Genomic DNA, 23,930 nt, shown 5'->3' on the forward strand with positions numbered 1-23,930 from the left:
GTTAGCTCACGGTCACGAACGCTTCCTTGTCGACCCGCCCTCCCGCACCTCCTGCGGCCAAGCCGGATCGGCGCCTGATGTGGGACAAACGACCGATGACGACGCTGCGCAAGACCTACGCCCAACACCGCCAGGAGCTGCTGGGCCGCTATCCCGACGGCCTCGCGCCGGCCGGCATCGCCGTGGACGACATTATCCAGCTGAAGCTGCAGAACACTTTCTCGACCCACCTGGACATCGCCCGCGAAATGGCCGGCGTCATGCGTGCCGACATGGCCGCCTACGACGCCGACAGCGCCCAGTTCACCCAATCGCTGGGCTGCTGGTCGGGCTTCCACGCCCAGCAGATGATCAAGTCGGTCAAGCGCCTGCGCGGCACGACCAAGGGCGCCTACGTCTATCTCTCGGGTTGGATGGTCGCCGGCCTGCGCAACCGCTTCGGCCACCTGCCCGATCAGTCGATGCACGACAAGACCTCGGTCGTTGATCTGATCGAGGAGATCTACGTCTCGCTGCGCCAGGCCGATGAGGTCGCGATCAACGACCTGTTCAAGGCCCTGAAGACCGCCCGCGACGTCGGCGACCAGGTCGCCGAGAAAACCGCAATCGCCGCCATCGACACCTTCGAGACTCACGTCGTGCCGATCATCGCCGACATCGACGCGGGCTTCGGTAACGAGAACGCCACCTACATTTTGGCCAAGGAAATGATCAAGGCCGGCGCCTGCTGCCTGCAGATCGAGAACCAGGTCTCCGACGCCAAGCAGTGCGGCCACCAGGACGGCAAGGTCACGGTGCCGCGTGAGGACTTCATCGAGAAGCTGCGCGCTTGTCGCCTGGCCTTCGAGGAACTGGGCGTCGACGAGGGCGTCATCGTCGCCCGCACCGACAGCCTGGGCGCCGGCCTGACCCAGAAGATCCCGGTCAGCCAGGCGCCGGGCGACCTGGCCTCTGACTACATCAAGTGGCTGAAGACCGAGGCGATCACCGTCGATAGCCCGATCCTGCCGGGCGAATTGGCGATCTATCTCGACGGTCGGTTCGAAAAGCCGGTGCGCATGCCCAACGGTCTGTTCGCCTTCCAGGAAGGCACCGGCCGGGCCCGCGTCATCGAGGACTGCATCGCATCCTTGACTCAGGGCGGCGCCGACCTGCTGTGGATCGAGACCGACACCCCCAATGTCGACGAGATCGCCTCGATGGTCAGCGAGATCCGCAAGGTCGTCCCGAACGCCAAGCTGACCTACAACAACTCGCCGTCGTTCAACTGGACCCTGAACCTGCGCCGCCAGGTTCGTGATCAATGGATCGCCGAGGGAAAGATCCACAAGGACTCCTATCCCGAGGGTAACACCCTGATGTCGGCCGAGTTCGACGCCAGCGACCTGGGCCAGGAAACCGACGCCCGTCTCGCCGCCTTCCAGGCCGACATCGCGGCTCGCGCCGGGGTGTTCCACAACCTGATCACCCTGCCCACCTTCCACCTGACGGCCAAGAGCATGGACGAGTTGTCGCGCGGCTATTTCGGTCCCGACCGGATGAAGGCCTACGTCAACACCGTCCAGCGCGAGGAAATCCGTCGCGGCGTCTCGGCCGTGAAGCACCAGCACGAGGTCGGCTCGGATCTGGGTGACACCTTCAAGGAGATGGTCGCCGGTGAGCGCGCCCTGAAGGCCGGCGGCCACGCCAACACCATGAACCAGTTCGCCGCCGAATAGTCGGCGAACGGCCTTTCTTTCCCCACCCGATCAAAGGATTCCATCATGACCGCCACGCAATTTGCTCCCGCCGCCATGCCGAACGCCTCCGCCGAACAACGCGCGATCGATCGGGTGGCCGAGGCCGCCCACCGCCTGAACGAGGCAGTGCAACGGGCCATCGCGGCCGGCTATTCCGTCGAGCTGGTGCGCACCTCGCGTCACCACGACGGGGCGGGCAATTGGGGCGACCAGATCGTCCCGACCGTTCGACCCAATGGCGCCGCCAAGAGCGACTGATCTACAACACCACCTCGTCGATATGCTTGCTCCCGGGCTTTACGCCCGGGAGGCCTCCACAGAGCCTGCAGGATTTCCCATGCCCCTCGACATCGCCGCCAATATCCAGATCAACGGTCCTGTCGAGGGCCGCGCGGTAGAGATCCTGACGCCCGAAGCTTTGGCCTTCGTGGCCGATCTGCACCGCCGGTTCGACGCGCGTCGCCGCGAACTCCTGGTGGCCCGAAGCGTACGCCAGGCTCGTTTCGACGCTGGGGAGCTGCCAGACTTCCTGCCCGATACCGTCGACATCCGCGAGAGCGACTGGACTGTCGCGCCGATCCCAGTCGACCTACAGGATCGCCGCGTCGAAATCACCGGCCCCGTCGATCGCAAGATGATCATCAACGCCCTCAACTGCGGGGCGAAGGTGTTCATGGCCGACTTCGAGGACGCCACCTCTCCGACCTGGTCCAACCTGATCGAAGGCCAGGTCAACCTGAAGGATCGCTGGGCGGGCCAGCTGGCCCACGTCGATCCCAAGTCCGGCAAGAGCTACGCGCTGGGAGAGAACCTGGCCGTCCTGAAAATCCGCCCACGCGGCTGGCACCTGCCTGAACAGCACATGGAAGTGGATGGCCTGCCCGTCAGCGGGGCCTTGTTCGACTTCGGCCTGTACTTTTTCCACAACGCCAAGGCCACCCTGGCGCAAGGCTCGGGTCCTTACTTCTACCTGCCCAAGCTAGAGAGCCACCTGGAGGCGCGCCTCTGGAACGAGGTGTTCGTCCACGCCCAGGCCGCGCTGGGCGTCCCCGACGGCACGATCAAGGCCACGGTGCTGATCGAGACCATCCCTGCCGCCTTCGAGATGGACGAGATCATCTTCGAGCTGCGCGACCACATGGCCGGCCTCAACTGTGGTCGCTGGGACTACATCTTCTCGTTCATCAAGCGCCTGGGCGGACGCGCTGAATTCCTCACGCCGGACCGCTCGGCCATGGTGATGGGCCAGGCCTTCCTGGGCGCCTATTCGCTGAAGCTGATCCAGACCTGCCACCGCCGGGCGGCCTTCGCCATGGGCGGCATGGCGGCCCAGATCCCGATCAAGGGCGACGAGACCGCCAACCAAGCCGCCTTCGCCAAGGTGCGGGCTGACAAGGAACGCGAGGCCGGGGCCGGTCACGACGGCACCTGGGTCGCCCACCCCGACCTGGTGCCCGTGGCCATGGAGGTCTTTGACCGCCTAATGCCGACGCCCAACCAGCTGGACAAGCGCCTCGCCGACCTCACGATCACGCGGCAGCAAATGCTGAAGTTGCATGACGGCGTCCGCACCGAAGCAGGCGTGCGCGAAAACATCCGCGTTGGCGTGCGCTACACTCAGGCCTGGATCGAGGGCCGGGGCGCGGTGCCGCTCTACAACCTGATGGAAGACGCCGCGACCGCCGAAATCTGCCGCACCCAGCTATGGCAATGGCTGCGATTTAACGCGGCGCTGGACGACGGCCGAGACCTAAGCTCGGAGTTGTTCGTCAGCTTCTTCACCCAAGAGCTGACGGAACTTCGTCAGCATTTTCCCAGCGACAGGCTGGAGGACGCTGCGCAACTTTTCTCACGGATGGTGCTGACCGAAGCTCTCGATGAATTCCTCACCCTGCCGGCCTACGAGATGATCGTTTAACGCCGGCTTTCGCGGCGCCCGACTGCGACTGACATGTGTTCCGTGTCGTCTGGCGCCCAAGCGGCCCGTTTGGTCATTGAGCGAAATGCCGTTGAGGGCAAGCCCGCTCGGCTTTGCAAACCTTCGAGGCTCAGGGTCAGCAAACCTCGATTCTCTCAGAGGCTGACCCGAAATGAAGTTGGGTGATTTCAGGCCCTTGTGATTCTGTTGGAGATGCGAGCCATCAACGGAAAACGAAATGTGGACTGAGATCACCTGGGGCAAGCGTGCTTGAAAGGGCCTGCGGTATTCAAGCGATCTAACGGACCAGGAATGGGCGGTTCTGGAGCCGCTGATCGCGGCGCGGTCTCGCCTGGGTCGTCCGGCGAAGTGGTCGTTGCGGACGATCACCAACGCGCTGCTCTATGTTTTGCGCAGCGGTCTGCCGTGGCGGATGCTGCAGGGGGACTTCCCGCCGGTGACGACGGTTCAGCGCTATTTCTACGCTCGGCGCGACAAGGGGCTCTGGCGGACCCTCAATCATCTGTTGCTGATGGATTGCCGGGAGACGGTGGGACGCCAGGCCTCGCCCAGCGCCGGGGTGATCGACAGCCAGAGCGTCAAGACCACCGAAAGCGGCGGGCCTGTTGGGGGAGCCTGTCCTCGGCCAGCCGGAGGCTGGACCGGGGGGACGCGGGCAAGAAGATCAAGGGCCGCAAGCGTCACATCCTCACCGACACCGGCGGCTTGCTCGTCACGGCCCTGGTCCACACAGCCGATATCCGGGACCGTGACGGCGCGCCTGACGTCCTGACCTCGATCCGCGCCAGCTTCCCCTGGCTGCGCCACGTCTTCGCCGACGGCGGCTAGGCTGGCGACAAGCTGCGACACGCCATGGTCGGACGCGGCGACTGGGAGATCGAGATCATCAAGCGATCCAACACCGCCAAACGCACCTTCGTGCTGCTGCCCGCCGCTGGTTGGTGGAGCGCACCTTCGCCTGGCTCGGCCGAAACCGACGCCTGGCCAAGGATTTCGAGGCCACTCTCGCAAGCTCAACCGCATGGCTCTTCATGGCCTCGGTCCAACTCATGACCCGAAGGCTCGCAACACTCTGATCATAATCAGAAACATTATGAGTCAGACTCTGAAGCTTTAGCCTGCGGTTGCTTTCCCGCCACCAAGCATGATGGAGAGCGGTCGCGTGTTCCGGTCTGGGCGTGAGCAATGGCCGGGCAGGCCCGTTTGTGCCGGGCGTGGCATGGAATGCTCGCCCCCGACCGCACGCTGGGCAGGGCGCTGGTCCCGACCTTGTTTTGGGTCGTGATAAGCGATCTGGTCCGACCAGTCAGCGGTGTCTGACACCACGTCCGGTGACATCGATGGCCCAATACACCCACTCGCGCGCATCGCGTCTATGTCGTAACGCTCAGGTTTATAGAGATCGATCCCTTGGCCAACCAAGATGAAGAATTGCCATCCTAAATATGCGCCGCGACCGTCTTTTGCATTGATCCAACCGCAGAAGCCGACAAATGGCGTGGTCTTTTCAAGAACGCCATAGTGCGCGCTGACATCGCGGAACCGAGCGGCTGGATAGTCTTTCAGTTGCGCTTCAAGGCCGCGTCGAGATTCGCGTGCAGCGGCGTGGAAGAAGGACCCCCTTAGCGGGGTGATAGGCGCCTAAAAGGGACCCCTCATTCCGATGGCTTAGGCACGGCGGCTTGGTTCAACCGGGCGGTCGAGATCGGGATGTTGGTCGTGGAGACAGTGGTGCGGATTCGCGGTGAGTCTGCGGCGGGCAAGTCGATCAAGGCGATTTGTCGGGATCTGAGGCTCTGTCGCAAGGTTGTGCGCAAGGCGATCCTGGCGGAGGAAGGCGCGTTCAGCTATCGGCGCGTGACGCAGCCGTTTCCGAAGATCGGCCCGGTGCGCGAACGGCTTGAGCAGCTTCTGACCGAGAACGAGGCGCGGTCCCGGCGGGAGCGGTCCTTCAAGCCGCGCCTGCGGTTCGCCACCCTGGAAGAGCTGAACGGCTGGCTTGAAGCCGAGTGCCGCCGCTGGGCGCGCCTGCACCCCGACGGCTTCCACGAGGTCGAGCACGCGGTGACCGGAACCTGCCTGATCACCTTCGATCGCAACCGCTACTCGGTGATGGCCAGGGCCGCCAAGCGCAAGGTGCAGGTGCGCGCCTATGCCGACAAGATCGTCGTCCGCTGCGCCGGCGAAGTGGTTGCTGAGCATGCCCGGTCCTTCGGCCGGGGCCGGACGATCTATGATCCCTGGCGCTACCTGCCGGTCCTGGCCCGCAAGCCGGGCGCTCTGCGCAACGGCGCGCCGTTCCAGCCCTGACGCGGCTCAGCAAGAAGCTGGGGCGTGGCGGCGGTGCTGATCGATGGCCTGGATGTGGTCGATGACGCCGTCCGCGAGGCCCTGGACGCCGGCGCCGCCAGCGACGGGGTCATCCTCAACATCCTGGCCCGACGGCGCGAGCCACCCAGGCCCGAGGCGATCACCACCTCTCAGGCCCTGGTCCTGCGCCATCCGCCCATCGCCGACTGCGCCCGCTACGACCTGCTGCGAGGTCCCCGTGCAGCGGCATGAGATGATCCAAGCCTTCGCCCAATTGGGCCTGAAGGGCATGGCCGGGGCCTTCGATGAGACCGTCACCACAGGCCTTCAGCGTAACCGCACGGCCATGGAGATCCTGGCTGACCTGCTCAAGGCCGAGACCAACCATCGCCAGGCCGCCTCCATCCGCTATCGCCTGACCGCCGCCAAGCTGCCGAAGCCCGGCGCGGCAAGGCCGGCGCCCTGGCGGCCCAGCTCTCGCGCCTGGACCTCGTGGTCCTCGATGAGCTGGGCTACCTGCCGTTCGCCCAGTCCGGCGGGCAGCGCCTGTTCCATCTGGTCAGCAAGCTCTACGAGCGCACCTCGGTGATCATCACCACCAACCTGACCTTCGGAGCGTGGCCCGCCGTCTTCGGCGACGCCAAGATGACCACGGCGCTGCTCGACCGCCTGACCCACCACTGCGACATCGTCGAGACCGGCAACGACAGCTGGCGACTCAGAAACCGCGCCTAACCGGCACGCCCCGCTTCATCCACAACTTGTTCAACCTCCCCCCAGACCCCCTCCCGGGCAGCTGATCAATCAGTGGCTCACCCCGCGGCGATGCTCTGCGCTGGCTGAGAGCTACGCGCATCGCCGCTCGGAAGCCGAATAGGGGGTCCCGATTGCGCGCCGATGGGGGGTCCCGATTGCGCCGTTTGACAGTCTAGCCTATGCGGCGGATCGTGCCTGTCAACGGCAGGGCCGCCGCGACAGTGTTGGAGATTGTCCCGTACTTGCGCACGTTCTTGTGCAAAAGCTCGAGGCGTTGATCGTCCTCATGGGTGTCGATGATCAGCTCGTAGTCCACGGCGATGAGCATCGGCGGGGCGTCCTGGCGAACGCTGTGCAGGCGCACTTCTACTCCGCGAAGCTCGAAGTTAAGCATCGGTGTGACCCGCTCGATGCCTTTGATCATGCAGGCGGCTATGGACGCTAGAAACAGTTCTGCTGGGTTGAAGGCGTCGGGTCGGCCGTTGACGTCAGTGTCGAGGGCGACCTCAGCTTGTTTGCAGGTGGCCAGGCTCCCGTGAGAGTCCTGACGGACGGCATTGACGCGATATTCCAGCATTTTTCACCGGCACGGGGACGAGAAAGGTTTGCGCTCGCCGGCTTTTGCGCGAGCTCGCCAGCGGTTTAACGCGCGTAGACCTCTATTAGGTTGCCCTCGGCGTCTCGGAGCCACAATTTTCGTGGGGCGGCGGCGGTCAACGCAGGTGGAGGGGAATCTCGACCACGCCCGCATTTGACGATGTGGTATCGAAGGCGACCAAGCGAAGCCGATAGCGCCCAGAAGCCTGCTTCGCGACGGCGCCGGTAAACTGGCTGGGCTGGCCCGCATAGGCTAGCGCCGCCTTGGCTACCTGCCGATCGCCCTGCATCAGTTGCGCCTCGACCTTGTAGGTGTCGGCGTTCCAAATGCCGCCCGGCTCAATGGGGCAACCGCACATCAAACTGACCTTGGCGCTGATCTGCAGAGCGCCACCGGGCGTGACCGGCGCCATCGGGTCAATCACCAGGCCGGGGAAATCCAGTACCCATCCATCGCCGATGATATCGCGACCCGGCAAGATTTACTGGGTCGATGATACCTTGATAGCTGCGGCGGGCTTGCCGACGGGTCCGACCGCCTCAACGCGCCCGAGGGTCGGCTGTTTCAGATCCAGGACCGCCTCGAAGCCGGCCGACGACGGGCCGGCGATACTCATTCCGCGCGTCCGTGGCGTTTTCATGATCAGCGGCGTATCGCCGGCGCCGCCCTTGGTCAGGCCCTTGGCAAGGACCACCCCCGTCCTCGCGTCGACGAGCGTGACCTGCACCCCGCCCATATGGTCCCCGATGAACTTGGCGTCGTGGGCCTGGGCTCGGACCATCGCACGGGTTGGCTCGGCCAAGGCGGCCGAAGCCAGGAAAGCGAGCGAAGCGGCGAGGGTGAGGGCTTTGATCATTGGCCTCATCAAACGGCGTTGAGGCGAATTTTCAAATAGCGAACGCCGTTGTCTTCCGGCTCCGGCAAATGTCCGCCGCGCATGTTGATCTGCACCGAAGGCAGGATCAGGCGTGGCATGCCGAGCGTCTTGTCCCGGGCTTCGCGGAGCGCCACGAAGGCGGCCTCGGTGACCCCTGCGTGCACATGGACGTTGTCCCGCCGCTGCGCGCAGATGGTCGTTTCCCAAGCCAAATCGATCCGTTCGGACGCCTTGTAGTCGTGGCACTGGAAAACCCGGGTAGCGTCGGGCAGGGTCAGTAGCCGCTGGATCGACCGGTAGAGGGTCGCCGCGTCGCCGCCTGGGAAGTCGCAATGGGCCGTTGCCGTAGTCGGGCATGAACAGGGTGTCGCCGACAAAGACGGCGGGCCGATCACATAGGCCATGCAGGCTGGGGTGTGGCCGGGCACGTGCAGGGCGATGGCTTCGCTTACGCTTGTAACCTTGCGCAGTCACTCGCAGGGCCTGCCCCCCAGCGAGCTCAGTACCCGTACGAGTGGACGGGGCGTTCATCTGAACATGTGGCGCAGCCGCACGTCCTTGACCCACGCCCCGTCGCCTCGACCTAATGTGCGTGCGGATGAGGTGGCGTCGCGTCAAGCTTTGTCCGTTGGGCGGGGCTGAGCGCGGCGTACAGGGGGAACAACGCCGCCTTGACCTTCCTGAGGGCCTCCAATCGGTCCGTCATCATCGCCTCGTGGCGATCCAGCCGATCAGGGAGCGACCCGTGCGCGCCCATCATGCCCATGCCGGATTTTGGCATGGCGGCGCCCTGCGGCATCGCCGCCGCAGGCATCATCGGCTTGTCCTTGGGCATTTCCATCCCGGGATGCATCGTCATGCTTTCGCTCATCGCCCGGGCTGCGTCGGCGAAGGCGTCCCACAGAGGTAGCTGTGCGGGTGTCAGGGCGAGTTCTCCCTTCAAGGCGCCCAGCCGGGCCGCACTCATCCCAAGGCCATGCATGTCGGCCATGTCCATCATGCCCCCGCCCATCATGGACGCCCCGGGCTTGGCGCCGGCCTTTGCCGCCGGCATCGACGCAGCGGCGGGCGCGGGGTGGTGAGCGGCGTGCGCATCCGGCTCTGCGGCCCATGCCGTGCTCCCCGCGAGCGCGGCAAGCAAGGAAAGGCATTTGGCTGTCGTCTTCATTTGTTCGGTCCAATTCGAGTTGAGTCGGGACGTCTCGATTGCAGCGGTAGGGGAGGCCGGAGATCAGTGCGGATCGCGCGAGTTTGAAGGCTCGCTTGAGGACCTCGGTGTCATAACGCCGCTCCGAGAAGTTTGATGGCGCCAGGAGAACAAGGTTGCCGCAAGTTTCAATTTGCGTAGCATCAAGCAGCGATCGGATTTTCAAACCTTCCATTTATTGGAGGGTTTCTCGCGGCACAAACTATTGCCATAGGACGAACAATGGCGTTCTGCCACCAAAGTTCCGCAGCTCACCAATAACGGCTCGATGAAGTCTGAGGTGGCGCTGGAAATTCGGACAGTTGGCTAGGGTAGGTTCGACAGCGGTGGTCGGGATTGTCTGGACAGGGATTGCCGCTGGCTAAGTGGAATCGCTGCCGGTTGTGATTGGTCGGGAGTGACGCACCAACTCCGGCGGCGAAAGTTTTATGCCGCGAGGGCTTGGAGCCGGTGGTCGAAACAGGCCTGGTCCGGGGTGCGGGCGCCCAGGCTCGAATGCGGGCGCTTGCGGTTGTAGAAGTCCAGATAGCGGCCGATGCAGGCGCGGGCTTCGGCGACGCTGTCATAGGCCCTCGGATAGACCTCCTCGTACTTGACCGACCGCCACAGCCGTTCGACGAAGACGTTGTCGCGCCAGGCGCCCTTGCCGCCCATACTGATCGCGATGCCGTTGTCGGCCAGCAGGCCGGTGAAGGCCGCGCTGGTGAACTGGCTGCCCTGGTCGGTGTTGCTCGAGATAATTGACCGCTGTTAAGCGGTTTTTATCCGCTCGTCACTAAGGTCTCAAAAGGGCTGCACTTGGGGGCGACTATGAAGGGAATTATCTTCAACCTCTTGCAGGAGGTGGTCACCCAGCACTACAGCGAAGACGTTTGGGACGACCTTATCGACGCCGCTGGCGTCGATGGCGTCTATACCTCAGTTGGCAGCTATTCCGACGATGAGATGACCGCCCTGGTCGGCGCCGCATCTGACAAGCTCGGGCTGCCGCCAGCGGCGGTGCTGCGCTGGTTCGGTCAGCAGGCTATGCCGCTCCTGGCCCAACATTATCCAGGCTTTTTCGAGGGGCACACCTCGGCCCGCTCCTTCATCCTCAGTGTCAACGACGTTATCCACGTCGAGGTCCGCAAGCTCTACGCTGGCGCCGAATGCCCTTACTTCCAGTTCCGCGAAGGGCCGGACGGCAGCCTCAGCATGGACTACCGATCGACCCGCCGGCTCTGCGTCTTGGCGCAAGGCCTCGCTGAAGGGGCCAGCGCTTACTACGGCGAGAACATCGACTTCCAGCACGCCCGGTGCATCGACAAGGGCGATGCGGCCTGTGTCTTCCATATCCGATGGCCGCAGCTGGCGGTCGCCTGAGGCCCGACCTTGGAAGACGATAGCTACCATCTTAACCGCTTGGAGCGGCGCCTGCAGCGAGAACGCGCCACCCGCTTCGCCGCTGAAGCAATCGCCGAGACTAGCACGCGCGAGCTCTTCGTCCATGCTGAGCGGCTGCGGCTGCTGGAAACCATCGCGGTAGCCTGCAATCTCTCCCAGGGTCCCACCGCAGCTCTGAAGACCACCCTCGAACAGGTCTGTCGCTTCACCGGTTGGCCAGTCGGCCATGTCTATGTCCGGCGGCGGGGACGCGACGCCGTGATGGCGTCGGAGAAGCTCTGGTGGGCGCTTGACGGGGCCGACATCGCCGAATTCTACGAGATCTCGGAAAGAAGCACCTTTCCCGCTGGCGTGGGACTGCCCGGCCGGGTCATGGCGGACAAGGCGGCCATTTGGGTCACCGACGTAACCGTCGAAGCGAACTTCCTGCGGGCCGAAGCCGCCAAGCGCTGCGGATTACGTGCAGCCTTCGGCTTCCCGGTCCTAGTCGGAGAGGAGGTCGCCGTCGTTTTGGAGTTCTTCTCCTACAAGGCCGAAGAGCCTGACGAATCCATGCTTCGGATCATGACTCAGATCGGCGCCCAACTCGGCCGGGTGATCGAACGCAGCCGCGCCGAGGCGGATTCCAAGGCCCGCAACAGCAAGCTGGTGCGCTCTGTCAAGGCGGCGCAGGCCCAGCGCGTCGTCGCCGAGGCGGCTAACCGCGCCAAGTCCGTCTTTCTCGCGGTGACCAGTCACGAGGTCCGCACGCCCTTGAATGCCGTTCTCGGCTTGACCGAAGCCTTGGCGCGCACGCCGCTCAATCCCCACCAGCAGACCCTGGTCTACGGCGTGCTGGAGTCCGGCGGACTGCTGCTGCGGCTGCTCAACGCGGTGCTGGACCTAGCCCAGATCGAGGCGGGCAAGATGTCTGCTCAGGTCGAAGCCTTCGATTTGCGCCGCACGATCGAGGCGACCGAGCGGGTCTGGAGGCCACGAGCCCAGGAACTAGGCGTCGAGCTGGTCACCGAACTCGGCGCGCTGCCCGACGATTGCTGCATCGTCTCCGATAAGGGCAAGGTCGAGCAGACGATGATCAACCTGTTGTCCAACGCCCTCAAGTTCTCGCCGCCCGACAGTCAGGTTGTCCTGGCGGTGCGCGCACAGCGAAAGGAAGGGCGGTATCTGGTCTCTGTCGAGGTAATCGATCAAGGACCGGGCATCGCCCCCGCCGACCGCGCCAGAATCTTCCAGGCGTTCGAGCAGACGGATGCGGGCCGCCAGGCCGGGGGCACGGGTCTGGGCTTGGCCATCTGCGCCGGCAACATCGCCAGCCTTAACGGGACCATCGGCCATGACCCGACCAATGCTGGCGGTAGCCGCTTCTGGTTTGAATTCCCTGCCGACGTTGGCAACAAGTTGTCCGGGCCTATCCCGGAAGAACCCCCGGCTACGCAGTCCCACCGGCCGCTGCGCATCCTGGCGGCTGAAGACAACGCCGCCAATCGGCACGTTCTGCGGGTGTTGCTCGACCCCCTAGGCGTGGAGTTGAGATTGGTCGAAGACGGTAAGGAGGCTGTCGAGGCCATGCGGGCTGGCGTCTTCGACATGATCCTGATGGATGCCAACATGCCACGCATGGACGGCGTCACCGCCGTCCGCGCCATACGGGCGTTGAACAGCCACGCCGGTGTGATGCCGATCTTCATGCTGACCGCAAACGTCTTTGAGGCCGATATCCACCGCTATCACGCTGCCGGCGTCGATGGCGTTCTGAAAAAGCCCATCGACGTGGCCGAATTGTTCGCCGTGCTTAGCGCCGCCGCCGCGCGGATTGAGCCGCTCGATATCGCCGTTGCCCTACAGCTAAGGGGCTAGGACCTGGGGCAGCGTTAGCTTTTTCGTCTCGCAAGCAGCTTTTCGGCCCGCCCTATTGTGAGGCGGCGCCGGAAATTCGGACAGTTGGCCAAGGTAGGTTCGACCTCGATGAAGGGCGGACTTTATGACTGGGAAGCGGAAGCGATACGCGGCTGATTTGAAGGCCAAGGTCGCGCTGGAGGCGTTGAAGGGGGAGCTGACCCTGTCGCAGTTGGCGACAAAGCACGGCGTCCACCAGACGATGATCGCGGCGTGGCGCAAACAGGCCATCGAGGGGCTTTCCGGGGTGTTATCGGGCAAGGCCGAGGCGACCGAGGGGGGGCCGGGAGGGCGAGATCGACAAGCTGCACGCCAAGATCGGCCAGCTGTTGGTGGTGCGGGATTTTTTAGCCAAGGCCTTCGGTCGTTGAGCCTGGACCGGAGGCGAGCGATGATCGACCCCAACGACCCGAAGATCTCGATCCAGCGCCAGTGCGCCCTGGTGTCGATCAGCCGCTCGGCCTTCTACTACCGGCCGGCGGGCGAGACCCCGCTGAACCTGGCGCTGATGCGGCTGATCGACGAGGCGTTCCTGGAGACACCCTGGTACGGCTCGCGCCAGGTGGCCCGCCATCTCCGCCGCCAAGGCTACAGGGTCGGCCGGATGCGGGTTGCGCAGGCTGATGGCCAGGATGGGCCTGGCGCCGATCTATCAGAAGCCGCGTACGACGATCCCGCACCCGGAGCACCGGGCCTGCAAGTACCTGCTGCGCGGGCTGACCATCGACAAGCCCAATCAGGTCTGGTGCGCCGACATTACGTACATCCCGATGCGACGGGGCTTCCTGTACCTGGGCCGCCAGAAATCTTCCACACCGACCAGGGCAGCCCGTTTACCTCGCCCCGCTTCGTCGACGTGCTGAAGCACGCCGGCGTGCGGGTCTCCATGGACGGCCGCGGCCGCTGGATGGACAATGTCTTCATCGAGCGGCTCTGGCGCAGCCTCAAATATGAGTGCGTCTACATCCACGCCTTCGAGACCGGATCGGAGACGCGGGCCGGCCTGACCAAGTGGATCGGCTACTACAACACCAACCGGCCCCACTCGGCCCTTGCCGGGGCCACCCCCGACGAGGCCTGTGGCCAAATCCGGGCGCGGCGCGTCTACTACCAACCCCGTCCGGTGTCGGCGGCGGACCTGGCGGTCATGCGGCGGACTCGACGAGTTGCACCTGGACTACCCGTTCGCGGGCAGCCGGATGTTGCGTGATCTGCTGCACGGCGAGGGTGTCCAGATCGGCCGCGCCCGGGTAATCACCCTGATGCGTCGGATGGGCGTCGAGGCCATCTACCGCCGGCCCAACACGTCCAAACTCGCGCCGGGGCACAAGATCCACCCCTATCTGCTGCGCGGCCTGACGGTCGATCGGCCCAACCAGGCGTGGGCGATGGACATCAGCTACATCCCGATGAAGCGCAGCTTCGCCTACCGGGCCGCAGTGATCGGCGGGTGTCGATCAGCATGGAGGTGGATTTTTGCCCGGAGGCCGTCGAGGAGCCCGCCCTGGAGGCCGCCCTGGAGGCCATGGCCCGGCATGGCAAGCCCGAGATCTTCAACACCGATCAGAGCAGCCAGTTCACCAGTTCAGCCTTCACCGGCCTGCTGGCCGCCAACGGCATTCGGATCAGCATGGACGGCAGGGGCGCCTGGCGCGACAACGTCTTTGTCGAGCGCCTCTGGCGGTCGGTCAAGTACGAGGAGGTCTATCCGAGGGCCTATGACAGCGTCGCCGAAGCCCGCGCCTGCATCGGCCGCTATCTGGACTTCTACAACCGCAAGCGCCCGCATTCGAGCCTGGGCGCCCGCACTCCCGACCAGGCCTATTTCCACCACCACCAGGCCCAACCCCGGGCCCAACCCCGGCCAATCACAACCGGCAGCGATTCCACTTAACCGACGCCGATCCCTGTCCAGACAATCCCGGCCCGCTCTTTTTCAATGGGTCGCGCCACCGCCGTCAGGCAATCAGAACCTGCCAAGGTGGCGCTTGTGCACAAGAAGTCCGGAAGTCGCAGTGGTTGCCAGTTGCCAGTTGCCGCTGGCCCACTGGAAACACGAAAGTCCGCGCGATAATCTTGGCCAACCGGACAAGATAGATGTCAGAGCACTCGGTGTTAGCTGAGGACGTCATCCTGCGGGTTAGCGGCGATCATCCGTCCGATCGCATCAAACAGAAGGTCCATTGCGACGGGCTTGAGGATCACATCGTTGGCGCCCGCCGCGAGGCAATTCTCGCGGATGTTGACCGCCATGTCGGCCGTGATGACAATGATCGGAAGTGTTCCTTTCAGGTCGCCGCGAGCGCGGATATTCCGAATGGCGGAGAGGCCATCCATCCCGGGCATGCGCAGGTCCATCAGAATGAGGTCGTAGTCGTTTTCGCCGATCATCTTAAGGCCAGTCTCGGCCTCAGGCGCCTCTGACATATCGAGCCCGGCGACGCCCAGCATGTCGCGAACGACTCGGCGATTCATCGCATCGTCCTCGACGAAAAGTACGCGCATCGCTTCCGGCCCTTCTCGACAACAACCTTGACTACTAAGCGCGCTGCGCCGTGGAGGGTTCAATCGCGCCGGCCGCAGCAAGAGCCTCCAGGTGAGTCAACAGGCTTGGCCCGTTGATCGGCTTGGACCAGACCTGCGTTGCGCCGGCGTCAAGAAGGGTTGCGATCACGTCGGGTGTGGGTGAGGCGCACAGGGTAGCGATAGGGGCGCCATTTGCCGTGCGCACCATTTGCTTGAGGGCGTTGAGCTGCGTCGTCAGGTCGGGTCCCAAGGCGCTGATTTCGACCAAGATGAGATTTGGAGCGCTGGTGTGCAACGACTCAAGCGCGGGCGCCACGGACGACGCCATCTCTAGCCCGGCTACCTTGGCGTGCAGCAGGGCACGCATCACGCTCTGAGCCAAGGGGTTGGCTTCCACGATCAGCAACCTGGCGTCGGACAGCGTGCCCACGACCCCAGTCAAGGCAGCGAAAGCGGGCGTCGCTGCAGCCGCAGGGCGCAGTGGTAGACTGAGCGTAAAGGTTGAGCCCGCCCCCACCGCGCTGACCACAGTGATCGTGCCGTCCAAGGCGGCGGCCAGGTTGCGGCAGATCGTCAGGCCAAGGCCGGTGCCCCCCTGCTTGCGCGTCAGGCCGCCATCCAGTTGCTTGAACGACTCGAACGCTTCCTCGATCTGATCGGCGGCGATGCCTATGCCGGTATCGGCCACGCGAAGCAAAAGTCGTGCTTCATCGCCCTGGCCCTCGACAAGCGCTATAAGCGTGACCGAACCCTGATCGGTGAACTTGATGGCATTGGACATCAAGTTCGACAGGATCTGCTTGAGACGTGCGCCGTCCTCGATGATCCGCAGTGGAACGTCCTGAATCTCCAGTTTCAGAACCAAGCCCTTGTTGGTCGCGGGCTGTTTCCACAGCTGGGTCGTTTGTCGAAGCAGGTTATGGACGTCGAGTTCGGCCGTGGACACCGCGACCTTGCCCGTTTCCATCTTGGCGACGTCGAGCAGGTCATCGACCAGCGCCTTCATCGCCTCGCCGGCGCCGTGGACGATCGAGATTTTTTCCCGCACGTCATGACCCAGCTTGCGGTCCGCCAGGAGCACCTGGGTCATGCCGAGGATGCCGTTGAGTGGCGTCCTGATCTCGTGGCTCGTGGTCGCCAGGAATTCCGTCTTGGCCTTCAGAGCTTTCTGCAGCGAGCCGTTCACTTCGTTGAGCTTCACGTTGGACGCCCGAACGGCGTTTCGGCTGCGCCGGATCGAGACCAGGCCAAAGGCCAGCAGCGCGAGCACGATCGCCGCGGCGACCAGCAGCACGGTGCTGACCACGTTTCGCGACCGCGCCAGTTCCACGTCGCGCTGAAGTTGTCCCGCCTTTAGTTTCGTGATCTTCAGATCCTGGTTGGCGAAGTCGAACCGCGCCGTCATCAGGGCGGCGTTGGTGTCGGCGGCCAGGCTGCGCGTTGCGTCGTCGATGCGCTTAAAGGCGCGGAGGTGAATCAGCGCGTGGCGGTCGTCGCCGAGATGGCTGTAGGTTTGGTAGGCCGCTTCGTGGAAGTCGCGATAGGTGGGATTGGTCGATGTCGGATCGACCCCGACAAAGATTTTTTCCAGCAATTGGGCGGCGCGTTGATACTGGCCTCGCTTCAGGGCCGCCTGAGCCGCGACGCCGTCAATGAATGGCCGCTCCTGGCGGGCGGCGGCGCTGCTGGTCAAGTTCCGCGCTCGCGCCAAATCAGCGTCGGCCCGAGTCAAGTCGCCCGCTGCGACCTCGGTGGAGGCCAGGTTGGTCAGGATGTGAGCCTCGAGCGCCGGACTTTCCAGCTTGCGGGCCTGCGTAAGGGCCAGGCGGTACTGCCCAATCGCTTCGGGGAACCGGTTCAGCGCTTTGAGGGCGTTGGCCTTGTTGTTGTGGGCCGAAACCAGAAGGGAAGGGTCGGCCGCATAAGCTTCGGCCGACTGATCATAGTATTGCAGCACGCGTGGGTAGTCGCCGGCGTCCTGGTAGATCGAGCCGATCTCCTGCAGCGCCTTGGCTTGGCCACGAGCCTCGCCCGCGATCCCAAACACGTGGTGAGCGGCCAGGAAGTCCACCAGGGCTGGCTGGACTTGCCCGAGGACGGATTTGGCTCCGCCGCGCGCCATCAACAGGTCGCCATGCAGCTTTGTGTTGGGGTGGTTCTTCTGGATCGCCGCCAACGCCTGGGCGATGACGGGCAGGGCGGCCTCGGCCCGCTCGGTCCGGATCAGGGCTTCTGCCTCGAGCCATTGGGCGGTGGCGGTGCGCGTTGCGTGGGTGTCGGGGTCCGGCGCGGTCTTGGCCAGCCGCAGCGCTTGGTCGGCCAGGTCGTAGGCGACCTGAGGATCGGTCATCATTGCCATCTTCGACGCATCGATGAGGCCGTCGAAACCGGGGTCGGGCGCTGGCATGGCAGCGGCCGAGGTCGCCGCCAACAGGCCCGCGACCATCAGACCACAGAGCATTTGCTTCTCGCCCGCCATGAAAGTCTCCCTTTAGAACCGGGAGTTTAGCGGGAGTCTCTTAAGGCTGGCCTAAGGCCTGCGACGAACGTGCCGCCGCAGGCCTTGGTTCAGAAGCCGATGCGGATCCGGCCGCCCGCCATGAAGGTCTGGGTGACAACCGCGCCAGGGTTGACCTCGACACGGCCGAACAGGCTCAGGTCGGACGTCCGCTGGAATATCTGACGCCCGTAGAGCAACTCGCCCGCGAGGGGGCGCGACTGCCCGACCTCGATCCGATTATTGACGACACCAATCGCCCCGGTGCTGCGGTCGATCACCTGAACCGTAGAGGTTCCGAGCACGCCGCTGTTGACGAACAGCGGCTGCGAAAAGGTCAGCCGCGCCACATCGTTCTTGCCGATGAAGCCGACCTTGGTGAGCGCCATCTCGAAAGCGGTAGAGGTCAGGCCGTCCTCGATGCGGATCGCTTGACCGCCGCCGATCTGGCGCGTGCGCGCCACGGTGCCGGAGATGCCTAGCGTCGTCCGATGACCTAGGTCCGCGCCCACGCCCAAGGTGAGACCGTCGGTCGTCGTGCCTTGGCGGAAGTCCTTGGCGTCCAGCGACTGGGTTCCCAGCAAGGCCGAGCGCTCGTGGAGGCGGGTGTAGGACCCCACCACATTGACGCCGGGGCGCACCGCGTAGTCGGCCCCGAAATGCTGGGCCGAGGCCTGGTAGCGCTCGGCGCCGGTGTCGATGAAGTTCAGGCCCGGCAGGTCGCTGCGATCGCGGCGCACGTCACGCTGCGTCGTGCCGGCCGAGATCTGCAGCTTGTCGTTCATGGCGTAGGCGAAGTTGGCGAAGGTGCCGCCCGAGGCCAGGCCCAGCAGCGGGTTGGCCCCGCCGCGATCGCTGTCATAGTCCGAAGCCGAGTTTAGCCCGCGAACATTGGCCAGGGCCACGGCGCCATCGCCGAAGCCAAATTGAGAGACGACCTTCTCGCCGGCGATCTTCAGCCGCGACTGGTAGTCGGGACCGTCCTGCCGGAAGCCGTAGTGCGCCGGGCGCGGCGCGATCGACACCGTCATGCTCATGCCCCAGCTGTTGGGCACCGGCGCGTCTTCGACGAAGCCGTTAGCCGCGGCGAACTTGGTCCTGCCGCCAGCGGCGGCCTGAGCCGCGACCCAGACGTTCATGCGGCTGAGCAGATAGGACTGGAACTGCTCCTGCCCCCCGTTGGCCGTGATGACGTTCTGGCCGATTAGCTTGGACGACAGCGGGATGGCGAAGTCGCGGGTGGTGCCGCCTAGCGGTTCGAAGGCGTAGAAATACATGCCCTTGGCGTCGAACTTTAGCTGCTGTTCGCTCATCGACGTAGAGACGACGGTGCTGACGGACGCTTCGGTCAAGGTCGTGGGCAGACCGCCCACGGTCTTGATGACGTCCTTCAGGGCCTGTTCCTTGGGCTTGCCCTTGTCGTCGACCTGATACCACTTGAGCTTGTTGAAATCCAGGGGCGACTGCGAGGCGGTGACGTCCAGCAGACCCACGCCGTACACCGGGTCGACACCGGGCGCGCCGAGGTCCTTGGCCGACTTCAGGATGATGTCGGTCGTTTCCTTGGGATAGTTGGCCAGCCAGGGCCAGCGGTCCTGCAGCAGCGCGATGGCCCCCGAGACCAGCGGCGCGGCGAAGGAGGTGCCCGACATGCGGGTGACGCCGCCCTTGTCATCCGACACCAGCATCAGTTCGCCCGGCGCGACGATGAAACGGTCCATCAGGCGGTCGCCGGGCTTACAGGTGCTGTTGTCCAGTAGGCACGCCGTGCCGGGTGTGTTGGAGAAGTTGGAGATATTGCCGGCTAGGTCGATCGAGCCGACGACGATCAGGCTGGGATTGGTGGCGAAGTTCCAGTCGATGTTGGCCGTCTGGGTGACGCCGTCATTGCCGGCGGCCACCACGAACACAGCGTTCTTGGCCGCCGCGGAGACGGCGGGATCGGAGAACACCGCGTTCCAGCCTTGATCCAGCGTCGAACCGGGCACGCCCAGCGACATGTTGATCACGCTCGCCCGGTTTTGGGTGAGCATCACGATGCCTTTGGAGATATCGGCCCAACCCGCCGTGCCGCTGGCGTCGAAGGGGTTGTAGGCGATGACCGAGGCCTTGGGCGCGATCCCCATCACGCCTTGGCCGTCATGGGCGCCGACCATCAAGCTGGCCACGGCCGCGCCGTGGCCGTTGGTGAAGTTGGAGACGCCGCCATACTTGACGATGTTCTTCTGGATCACCGTGTCGCCGGCGACGGTGAAATCCAGCAGGCCGATGACCGTGTCGGCGCCATAGCCCTGGGTCTGGGTCAGTTGCGGCGTCCAATTGACGGTCTTCATCCAGTGATCGACATGGTCGGTCCCAGTGAAGTTCATCAGGCCGTCGTACCATTCGAGGAAGAACATCGAGCGGTCAGACTGCGAAAGCTTGGACAGCGAGGTCGGGTCGTTGAGGTCGAGGCCATACTTGGCCAGCAGGGGCGCGGCGAAGCCCGCCTGGAACGACTGGCCGGTCTTGGCTTGAACGGCCGAACCCCAGAAGGTCTCGGCGGAGACGACGAGGCTGCGCAGTTGCGCGGCGGCCTGGCTGTAGTCGCCGCTGGCGCCGGCCGTCTGGGCCACGGTCCAGCTGGCTTCCACGCCATCCCAGTCGCCGCCGGCCTTGGTCCAGTAATCACCGACCGTGGGGGCGCTTAGGCCATTATCGAACGCACGAAGCTTGCCCCAGAACGGGACCAAGTCGGCGGCGAACGGATTGGCATCGCCCCAGAAAGCGCGGATGTTGCCGTAGAACGGGCGGATGTTGCCATAGAACGGGCGCAGATTGCCGTAGAACCCGCGGATGTTGCCGTAATAGGGCGTCAGGTCGCCATAGAAGGCGCGAAGGTTACCGTACATCGGCTTGACGGGGCCGACCGTAGTCGCGGGAGGGTTCTGTGCGACTTGAGCAAAGGCCGGCAGGGCAAAGACTGATACCGACGCCAGGGCGACCAACCGCAAGGTGTGGCCTCTCAAACATTTGACCTTAAACATGATTTCCCTCCAGCCCGAAGTTCTTCAGGTCGCCGAAGATTAGGAGGGGTACGCTTATTGGGCCGTTAAGGGGCAGAGTAAAAGTTGCATTATCTATAAGTTATACTTGGTAATCTACGGATTAACTTTAAACATCAATGGTAAAATTGCAGAAGATGGCAAGTGGTCGCCTTTATCCATGAAGTTCATGAGCTCGCTCAGGGCGATGGGGTGTGAGACCAAGTAGCCCTGAGCCATGTCGCAACCCATCATCCTAAGAAGCGCCAGGGTCATGGCGTCTTCCACGCCCTCGGCCGTGACTGCCATGCCCAGAGCATGGGCCAGATCTATAGTTGAGCGTACAAGCAGCGGGTCACGGTGGCTGCTGGTTAGTTGCGAGATGAACAACTTGTCGATCTTCAGCTCATGGGCTGGCAACTGCTTTAGGTAGGCAAGCGACGACAGACCAGACCCATAATCGTCGATGGCGATCACCAGTCCGGCGTCTGCGAAGGCCTGGAGGTTACGCAGGGCCTTTTCGGGTTCGTCAATGACGGCGGTCTCAGTGATCTCCAAGCCCAGCGCTCCCGAGGGAATGCGGGAGATCTCGGCGAGTAGCCAGGCCGCGAAATCGTCGTCAGCGACCATCTGACCGGAAAGGTTCACGTGGATCGAGAGCGCATGATCGCTGGCCGCCAGCCGGGCTTGATCCGCGATGGCCGTGCGGACCACCCAGCGCGTCAGGTCGCCGATGAGACCGGTTTCCTCGGCTAGAGTCACGAAGCGATCCGGACTGACCATGCCAAGGGTTTCGTGGCGCCAGCGTACTAGCGCTTCAACCACCCGGACCTTGTTGTCGGCCAGTGAGAGCTTTGGCTGGTAGACGAGGGAGAGGTTTTCTTCCTCGATCGCGCAACGGAGATCGCGCAGCAAAGACAGGCTAGCGGCGGAGCGCGCCCGATCCTCGTCGCGATAGAGCGCGACTTTGATCAGCTGCGACTGGGCATGGGCGAGAGCTTCTGCGGCGCATTCGATGACGAACTCGCCGCAGGCCTCCCGGCCGGCTAAACCCAAAGCCATGTTCAGATCGAAAGCCTGTCCGCTTTCCAACTCATACCGGTCTTCCAAAATTGGTCGGAGCATGAGCAAGGCGCGCTCTGCTTCGGCGTCTCCGGCAGCAGGGAAGGCGAACTCTAGGTTCGTGCGCCCCACACGGCCAATACGCGCATTGGGCATGTGGGCGCGCAGGCGGGCGCTGAGACTGTTCAGAAGCAACGCCGCGACGCTCGAACCCAATTGGCGTCGTAACCGGCTAAATCCGTCGATCCCGACGATGGCGACGTAGAGGCTTTGACCTGCCTCGACCGCCTCAAAAGACTCCAACTCCAAGAAAGATGTGGGCGCCTTAGAGGCGGGAGGGAGAACCGGGCCCAGGCGGTCGAGCCGCTCGGCCAAGGCGTTGAAGGCTTCGACCTCTGGATTATGCGTGTCGCCGGCGCATAGTCTCACCCCGATCTGGCCCGTCGCCAGAGCCGTCAGGGCGGCGGTTAGGCCAAGGGTTCGCCTTGGCGCCGCCTCTGGCCAGGCCATGGCCTCGGTCGCATTGATCTCACTGCCAGTCATCGGGTCAATGTATGGAGGTGCGACTGAAAGACATATTAACCGCGCCCATAACTGGACCGATTGCTTGATGACGCCATTTCGCCGCGTCAGCCTGACCCTCTATCGCTGGCAGGAGGCCAGTCTGCTGTTGACGCTGCACGGTAAGGACCATGGGCAAAACGACTTCCCTCGCCCTCCTCGATAAGGTTGACCCCAAGCTCTGACGACTACCCAAGCAGTGACGCGGGCGTGAAGAGCATCACCCCGGCAGACATTTAATATGACAGGGGTCTGAGTAGCAGCGGAACAGAGAACCTACACAAGCTCTCTGTCAGGGGCACTGCACGAAAGTGACCCCATCTACGGCGTCTGCGCCGATCACCCATGCCGCGCGAGCGGCTTGGTCCAATGGCGCAGTTCCGCCGTCATTGCTTGGCAAAGGCTAGGTTACGGACGCCGTTCGCCCATGCGCTAAAGCACTTAACCTGTCCGTCCGCCGTTCTGTCGAACACAAAAGTGGTCGTTCCGCGCAGACGAGTCGTGAAGCCATCGGCGAAGCTGGGGCTCAGTATCCACCCGACCGCGAAAGGCTGACGCATCACCAGGACATCGTTCTGCAGGATGACCGAAATACGAGTGTCCAGCTCGGGGCAGTAATAGATTCCGACATAGCCGGCGAACGCGGCGCTGTCGTTCTGGGCGGCCTGCACGGCGACGAACCTCTGGCGGGTCTCGCCGTGGCTCAACGTGACTTCGGCCCCCTTGGAACCGCTCCTGGCGAAGGTGACGAGGTCGCCGTCTGGGCGCTGGAAGCGGTTGTCGCCCAGCGGGGCCAACACCTCGGATGCGCCGCGTTTCAGCGTCAGATGACCATCTGCGGCCTGTAGCTGGATTAGCTCGCCGGTCACAGGATTGCGGAACAGGCCTTGGTAGGCCGCGAGATCGGCCGTCGGCGCTTGCGCCGCCGCGATCGTCCTGGGCGCGGAAACGATAGCTCCGGCGTGGCCGGTCGCCAGCAGGGCCTGCCTGGCGACCCGTTCGCCCATGTCGACCGGATCGATCCCGCCGTTATTGCCCATCACGGCGATCGATAGGCCCTCTTCGGGATAGCGCCCCAGGTCGCCGACCGTGGTTAGCAGGCCGCCATTTCCGTAGACGTTGGTCAACGGCATGTTGGCGATGAAGCCGTCGCCGGCTGGCGCATAGGCCGTCGCGCGCCCTAGAACGACGGTGCGGAAATCCTCCCGCCAGCGCGTGTGGCTCATGCCTAGCGGTTGGAAGAGACGCTGATCAGTGAACCGCCGAAGGCTCTGGCCGCTGACCCGCTCGATGACCATCGCCGCCATCGCGTAGTTGGTGTTGGTACAGAGAAATTCCGCGCCAGGCCTGAAGTTGAGGCCCTTCTGACGCGACGCCAAGTCGAGGATCATGGTCATGGTGTGCGCTTGAGTCCCGGGCCCATTTCCGGTCAAGGCCATTAGGCTCCATCGTTCGCGCAGGCCGCTGGTGTGGGTCAGCAGGTGGCGGATGGTGATCGGCGTTCCGTAGTCTGGCATCTCTGGCAGGTAGCGCCGGATGTCGTCGTCGAGGGTAAG

13 protein-coding genes and 8 pseudogenes are annotated in these 23,930 nt (G+C 64.0%); 10 read left to right on the plus strand and 11 right to left on the minus strand.

Annotated features, from left to right (window positions below):
• The first annotated feature begins 95 nt into the window (after positions 1-95).
• From ACP694_RS01835 to ACP694_RS01860, 6 genes and pseudogenes are all read left to right on the plus strand, one after another.
• The gene (locus ACP694_RS01835) at positions 96-1,718 is read left to right on the plus strand and encodes an isocitrate lyase (RefSeq protein WP_426009968.1); all 1,623 of its coding nucleotides are present in this window, start codon (positions 96-98) and stop codon (positions 1,716-1,718) included.
• 45 nt (positions 1,719-1,763) lie between these two features.
• Complete coding sequence (locus ACP694_RS01840; protein ID WP_426009970.1) at positions 1,764-1,997, plus strand: hypothetical protein; 234 nt, start codon at positions 1,764-1,766, stop codon at positions 1,995-1,997.
• Positions 1,998-2,076: 79 nt separating this feature from the next.
• Positions 2,077-3,657 carry a malate synthase A gene (aceB, locus tag ACP694_RS01845; protein ID WP_426009972.1) on the plus strand — a complete coding sequence of 527 codons (1,581 nt, stop codon included), beginning with the start codon at positions 2,077-2,079 and terminating at the stop codon, positions 3,655-3,657.
• Positions 3,658-3,937: 280 nt separating this feature from the next.
• Positions 3,938-4,754: pseudogene (locus tag ACP694_RS01850) on the plus strand (IS5 family transposase).
• 841 nt (positions 4,755-5,595) lie between these two features.
• A pseudogene (locus ACP694_RS01855) lies at positions 5,596-6,240 on the plus strand (Mu transposase domain-containing protein); the annotation flags it as partial.
• Positions 6,227-6,723 (plus strand): annotated as a pseudogene (locus ACP694_RS01860) (ATP-binding protein). The pseudogenes ACP694_RS01855 and ACP694_RS01860, both read left to right, overlap by 14 nt.
• A 193-nt stretch (positions 6,724-6,916) precedes the next feature.
• Here ACP694_RS01860 and ACP694_RS01865 read toward each other — a convergent pair.
• From ACP694_RS01865 to ACP694_RS01890, 6 genes and pseudogenes are all read right to left on the minus strand, one after another.
• Positions 6,917-7,321, minus strand: coding sequence for an OsmC family protein (locus ACP694_RS01865; protein ID WP_426009973.1), 405 nt, complete (start codon positions 7,319-7,321; stop codon positions 6,917-6,919).
• 136 nt (positions 7,322-7,457) lie between these two features.
• Positions 7,458-7,820, minus strand: coding sequence for a hypothetical protein (locus ACP694_RS01870; protein ID WP_426009974.1), 363 nt, complete (start codon positions 7,818-7,820; stop codon positions 7,458-7,460).
• Positions 7,821-7,823: 3 nt separating this feature from the next.
• Positions 7,824-8,198 carry a hypothetical protein gene (locus ACP694_RS01875; protein ID WP_426009975.1) on the minus strand — a complete coding sequence of 125 codons (375 nt, stop codon included), beginning with the start codon at positions 8,196-8,198 and terminating at the stop codon, positions 7,824-7,826.
• A gap of 8 nt (positions 8,199-8,206) precedes the next feature.
• Positions 8,207-8,665 (minus strand): annotated as a pseudogene (locus ACP694_RS01880) (MBL fold metallo-hydrolase); the annotation flags it as partial.
• A gap of 137 nt (positions 8,666-8,802) precedes the next feature.
• Positions 8,803-9,387 (minus strand): Spy/CpxP family protein refolding chaperone, encoded by a 585-nt coding sequence (locus ACP694_RS01885; protein WP_426009976.1) that lies wholly within the window; start codon positions 9,385-9,387, stop codon positions 8,803-8,805.
• A 465-nt stretch (positions 9,388-9,852) separates the two neighbouring features.
• Positions 9,853-10,155, minus strand: a pseudogene (locus ACP694_RS01890) (transposase); the annotation flags it as partial.
• Positions 10,156-10,236: 81 nt separating this feature from the next.
• Here ACP694_RS01890 and ACP694_RS01895 point away from each other — a divergent pair.
• The 4 genes and pseudogenes from ACP694_RS01895 to ACP694_RS01910 all read left to right on the plus strand — a co-directional run.
• Entirely contained in the window at positions 10,237-10,788 is a 552-nt protein-coding gene (locus ACP694_RS01895; RefSeq protein WP_426009977.1) for a heme NO-binding domain-containing protein, read from the plus strand.
• Between the two features lie 9 nt (positions 10,789-10,797).
• Positions 10,798-12,666, plus strand: a complete 1,869-nt coding sequence (locus ACP694_RS01900) for a response regulator (RefSeq protein ID WP_426009978.1) — start codon at positions 10,798-10,800, stop codon at positions 12,664-12,666.
• A gap of 124 nt (positions 12,667-12,790) precedes the next feature.
• Positions 12,791-13,783 (plus strand): annotated as a pseudogene (locus ACP694_RS01905) (IS3 family transposase); the annotation flags it as partial.
• A gap of 24 nt (positions 13,784-13,807) precedes the next feature.
• A pseudogene (locus ACP694_RS01910) lies at positions 13,808-14,596 on the plus strand (IS3 family transposase); the annotation flags it as partial.
• Positions 14,597-14,820: 224 nt separating this feature from the next.
• On the opposite strand, the gene ACP694_RS01915 reads toward ACP694_RS01910, so the two are convergent.
• The 5 genes and pseudogenes from ACP694_RS01915 to ACP694_RS01935 form a co-directional block, all read right to left on the minus strand.
• On the minus strand, positions 14,821-15,210 hold the full coding sequence (locus tag ACP694_RS01915; RefSeq protein ID WP_426009979.1) for a response regulator: 390 nt from the start codon (positions 15,208-15,210) through the stop codon (positions 14,821-14,823).
• Positions 15,211-15,244: 34 nt separating this feature from the next.
• Complete coding sequence (locus tag ACP694_RS01920) at positions 15,245-17,710, minus strand: ATP-binding protein (protein WP_426009980.1); 2,466 nt, start codon at positions 17,708-17,710, stop codon at positions 15,245-15,247.
• A gap of 89 nt (positions 17,711-17,799) precedes the next feature.
• The gene (locus ACP694_RS01925; protein ID WP_426009981.1) at positions 17,800-20,754 is read right to left on the minus strand and encodes a S8 family peptidase; all 2,955 of its coding nucleotides are present in this window, start codon (positions 20,752-20,754) and stop codon (positions 17,800-17,802) included.
• Positions 20,755-20,868: 114 nt separating this feature from the next.
• On the minus strand, positions 20,869-22,356 hold the full coding sequence (locus tag ACP694_RS01930; protein ID WP_426009982.1) for an EAL domain-containing protein: 1,488 nt from the start codon (positions 22,354-22,356) through the stop codon (positions 20,869-20,871).
• A gap of 404 nt (positions 22,357-22,760) precedes the next feature.
• Positions 22,761-23,921 (minus strand): annotated as a pseudogene (locus ACP694_RS01935) (serine hydrolase domain-containing protein); the annotation flags it as partial.
• Positions 23,922-23,930 lie beyond the last annotated feature (9 nt).

Origin of the sequence: Caulobacter sp. DWR2-3-1b2 (assembly GCF_049896345.1) — a bacterium.
In the GTDB taxonomy this organism is placed as follows: domain Bacteria; phylum Pseudomonadota; class Alphaproteobacteria; order Caulobacterales; family Caulobacteraceae; genus Caulobacter.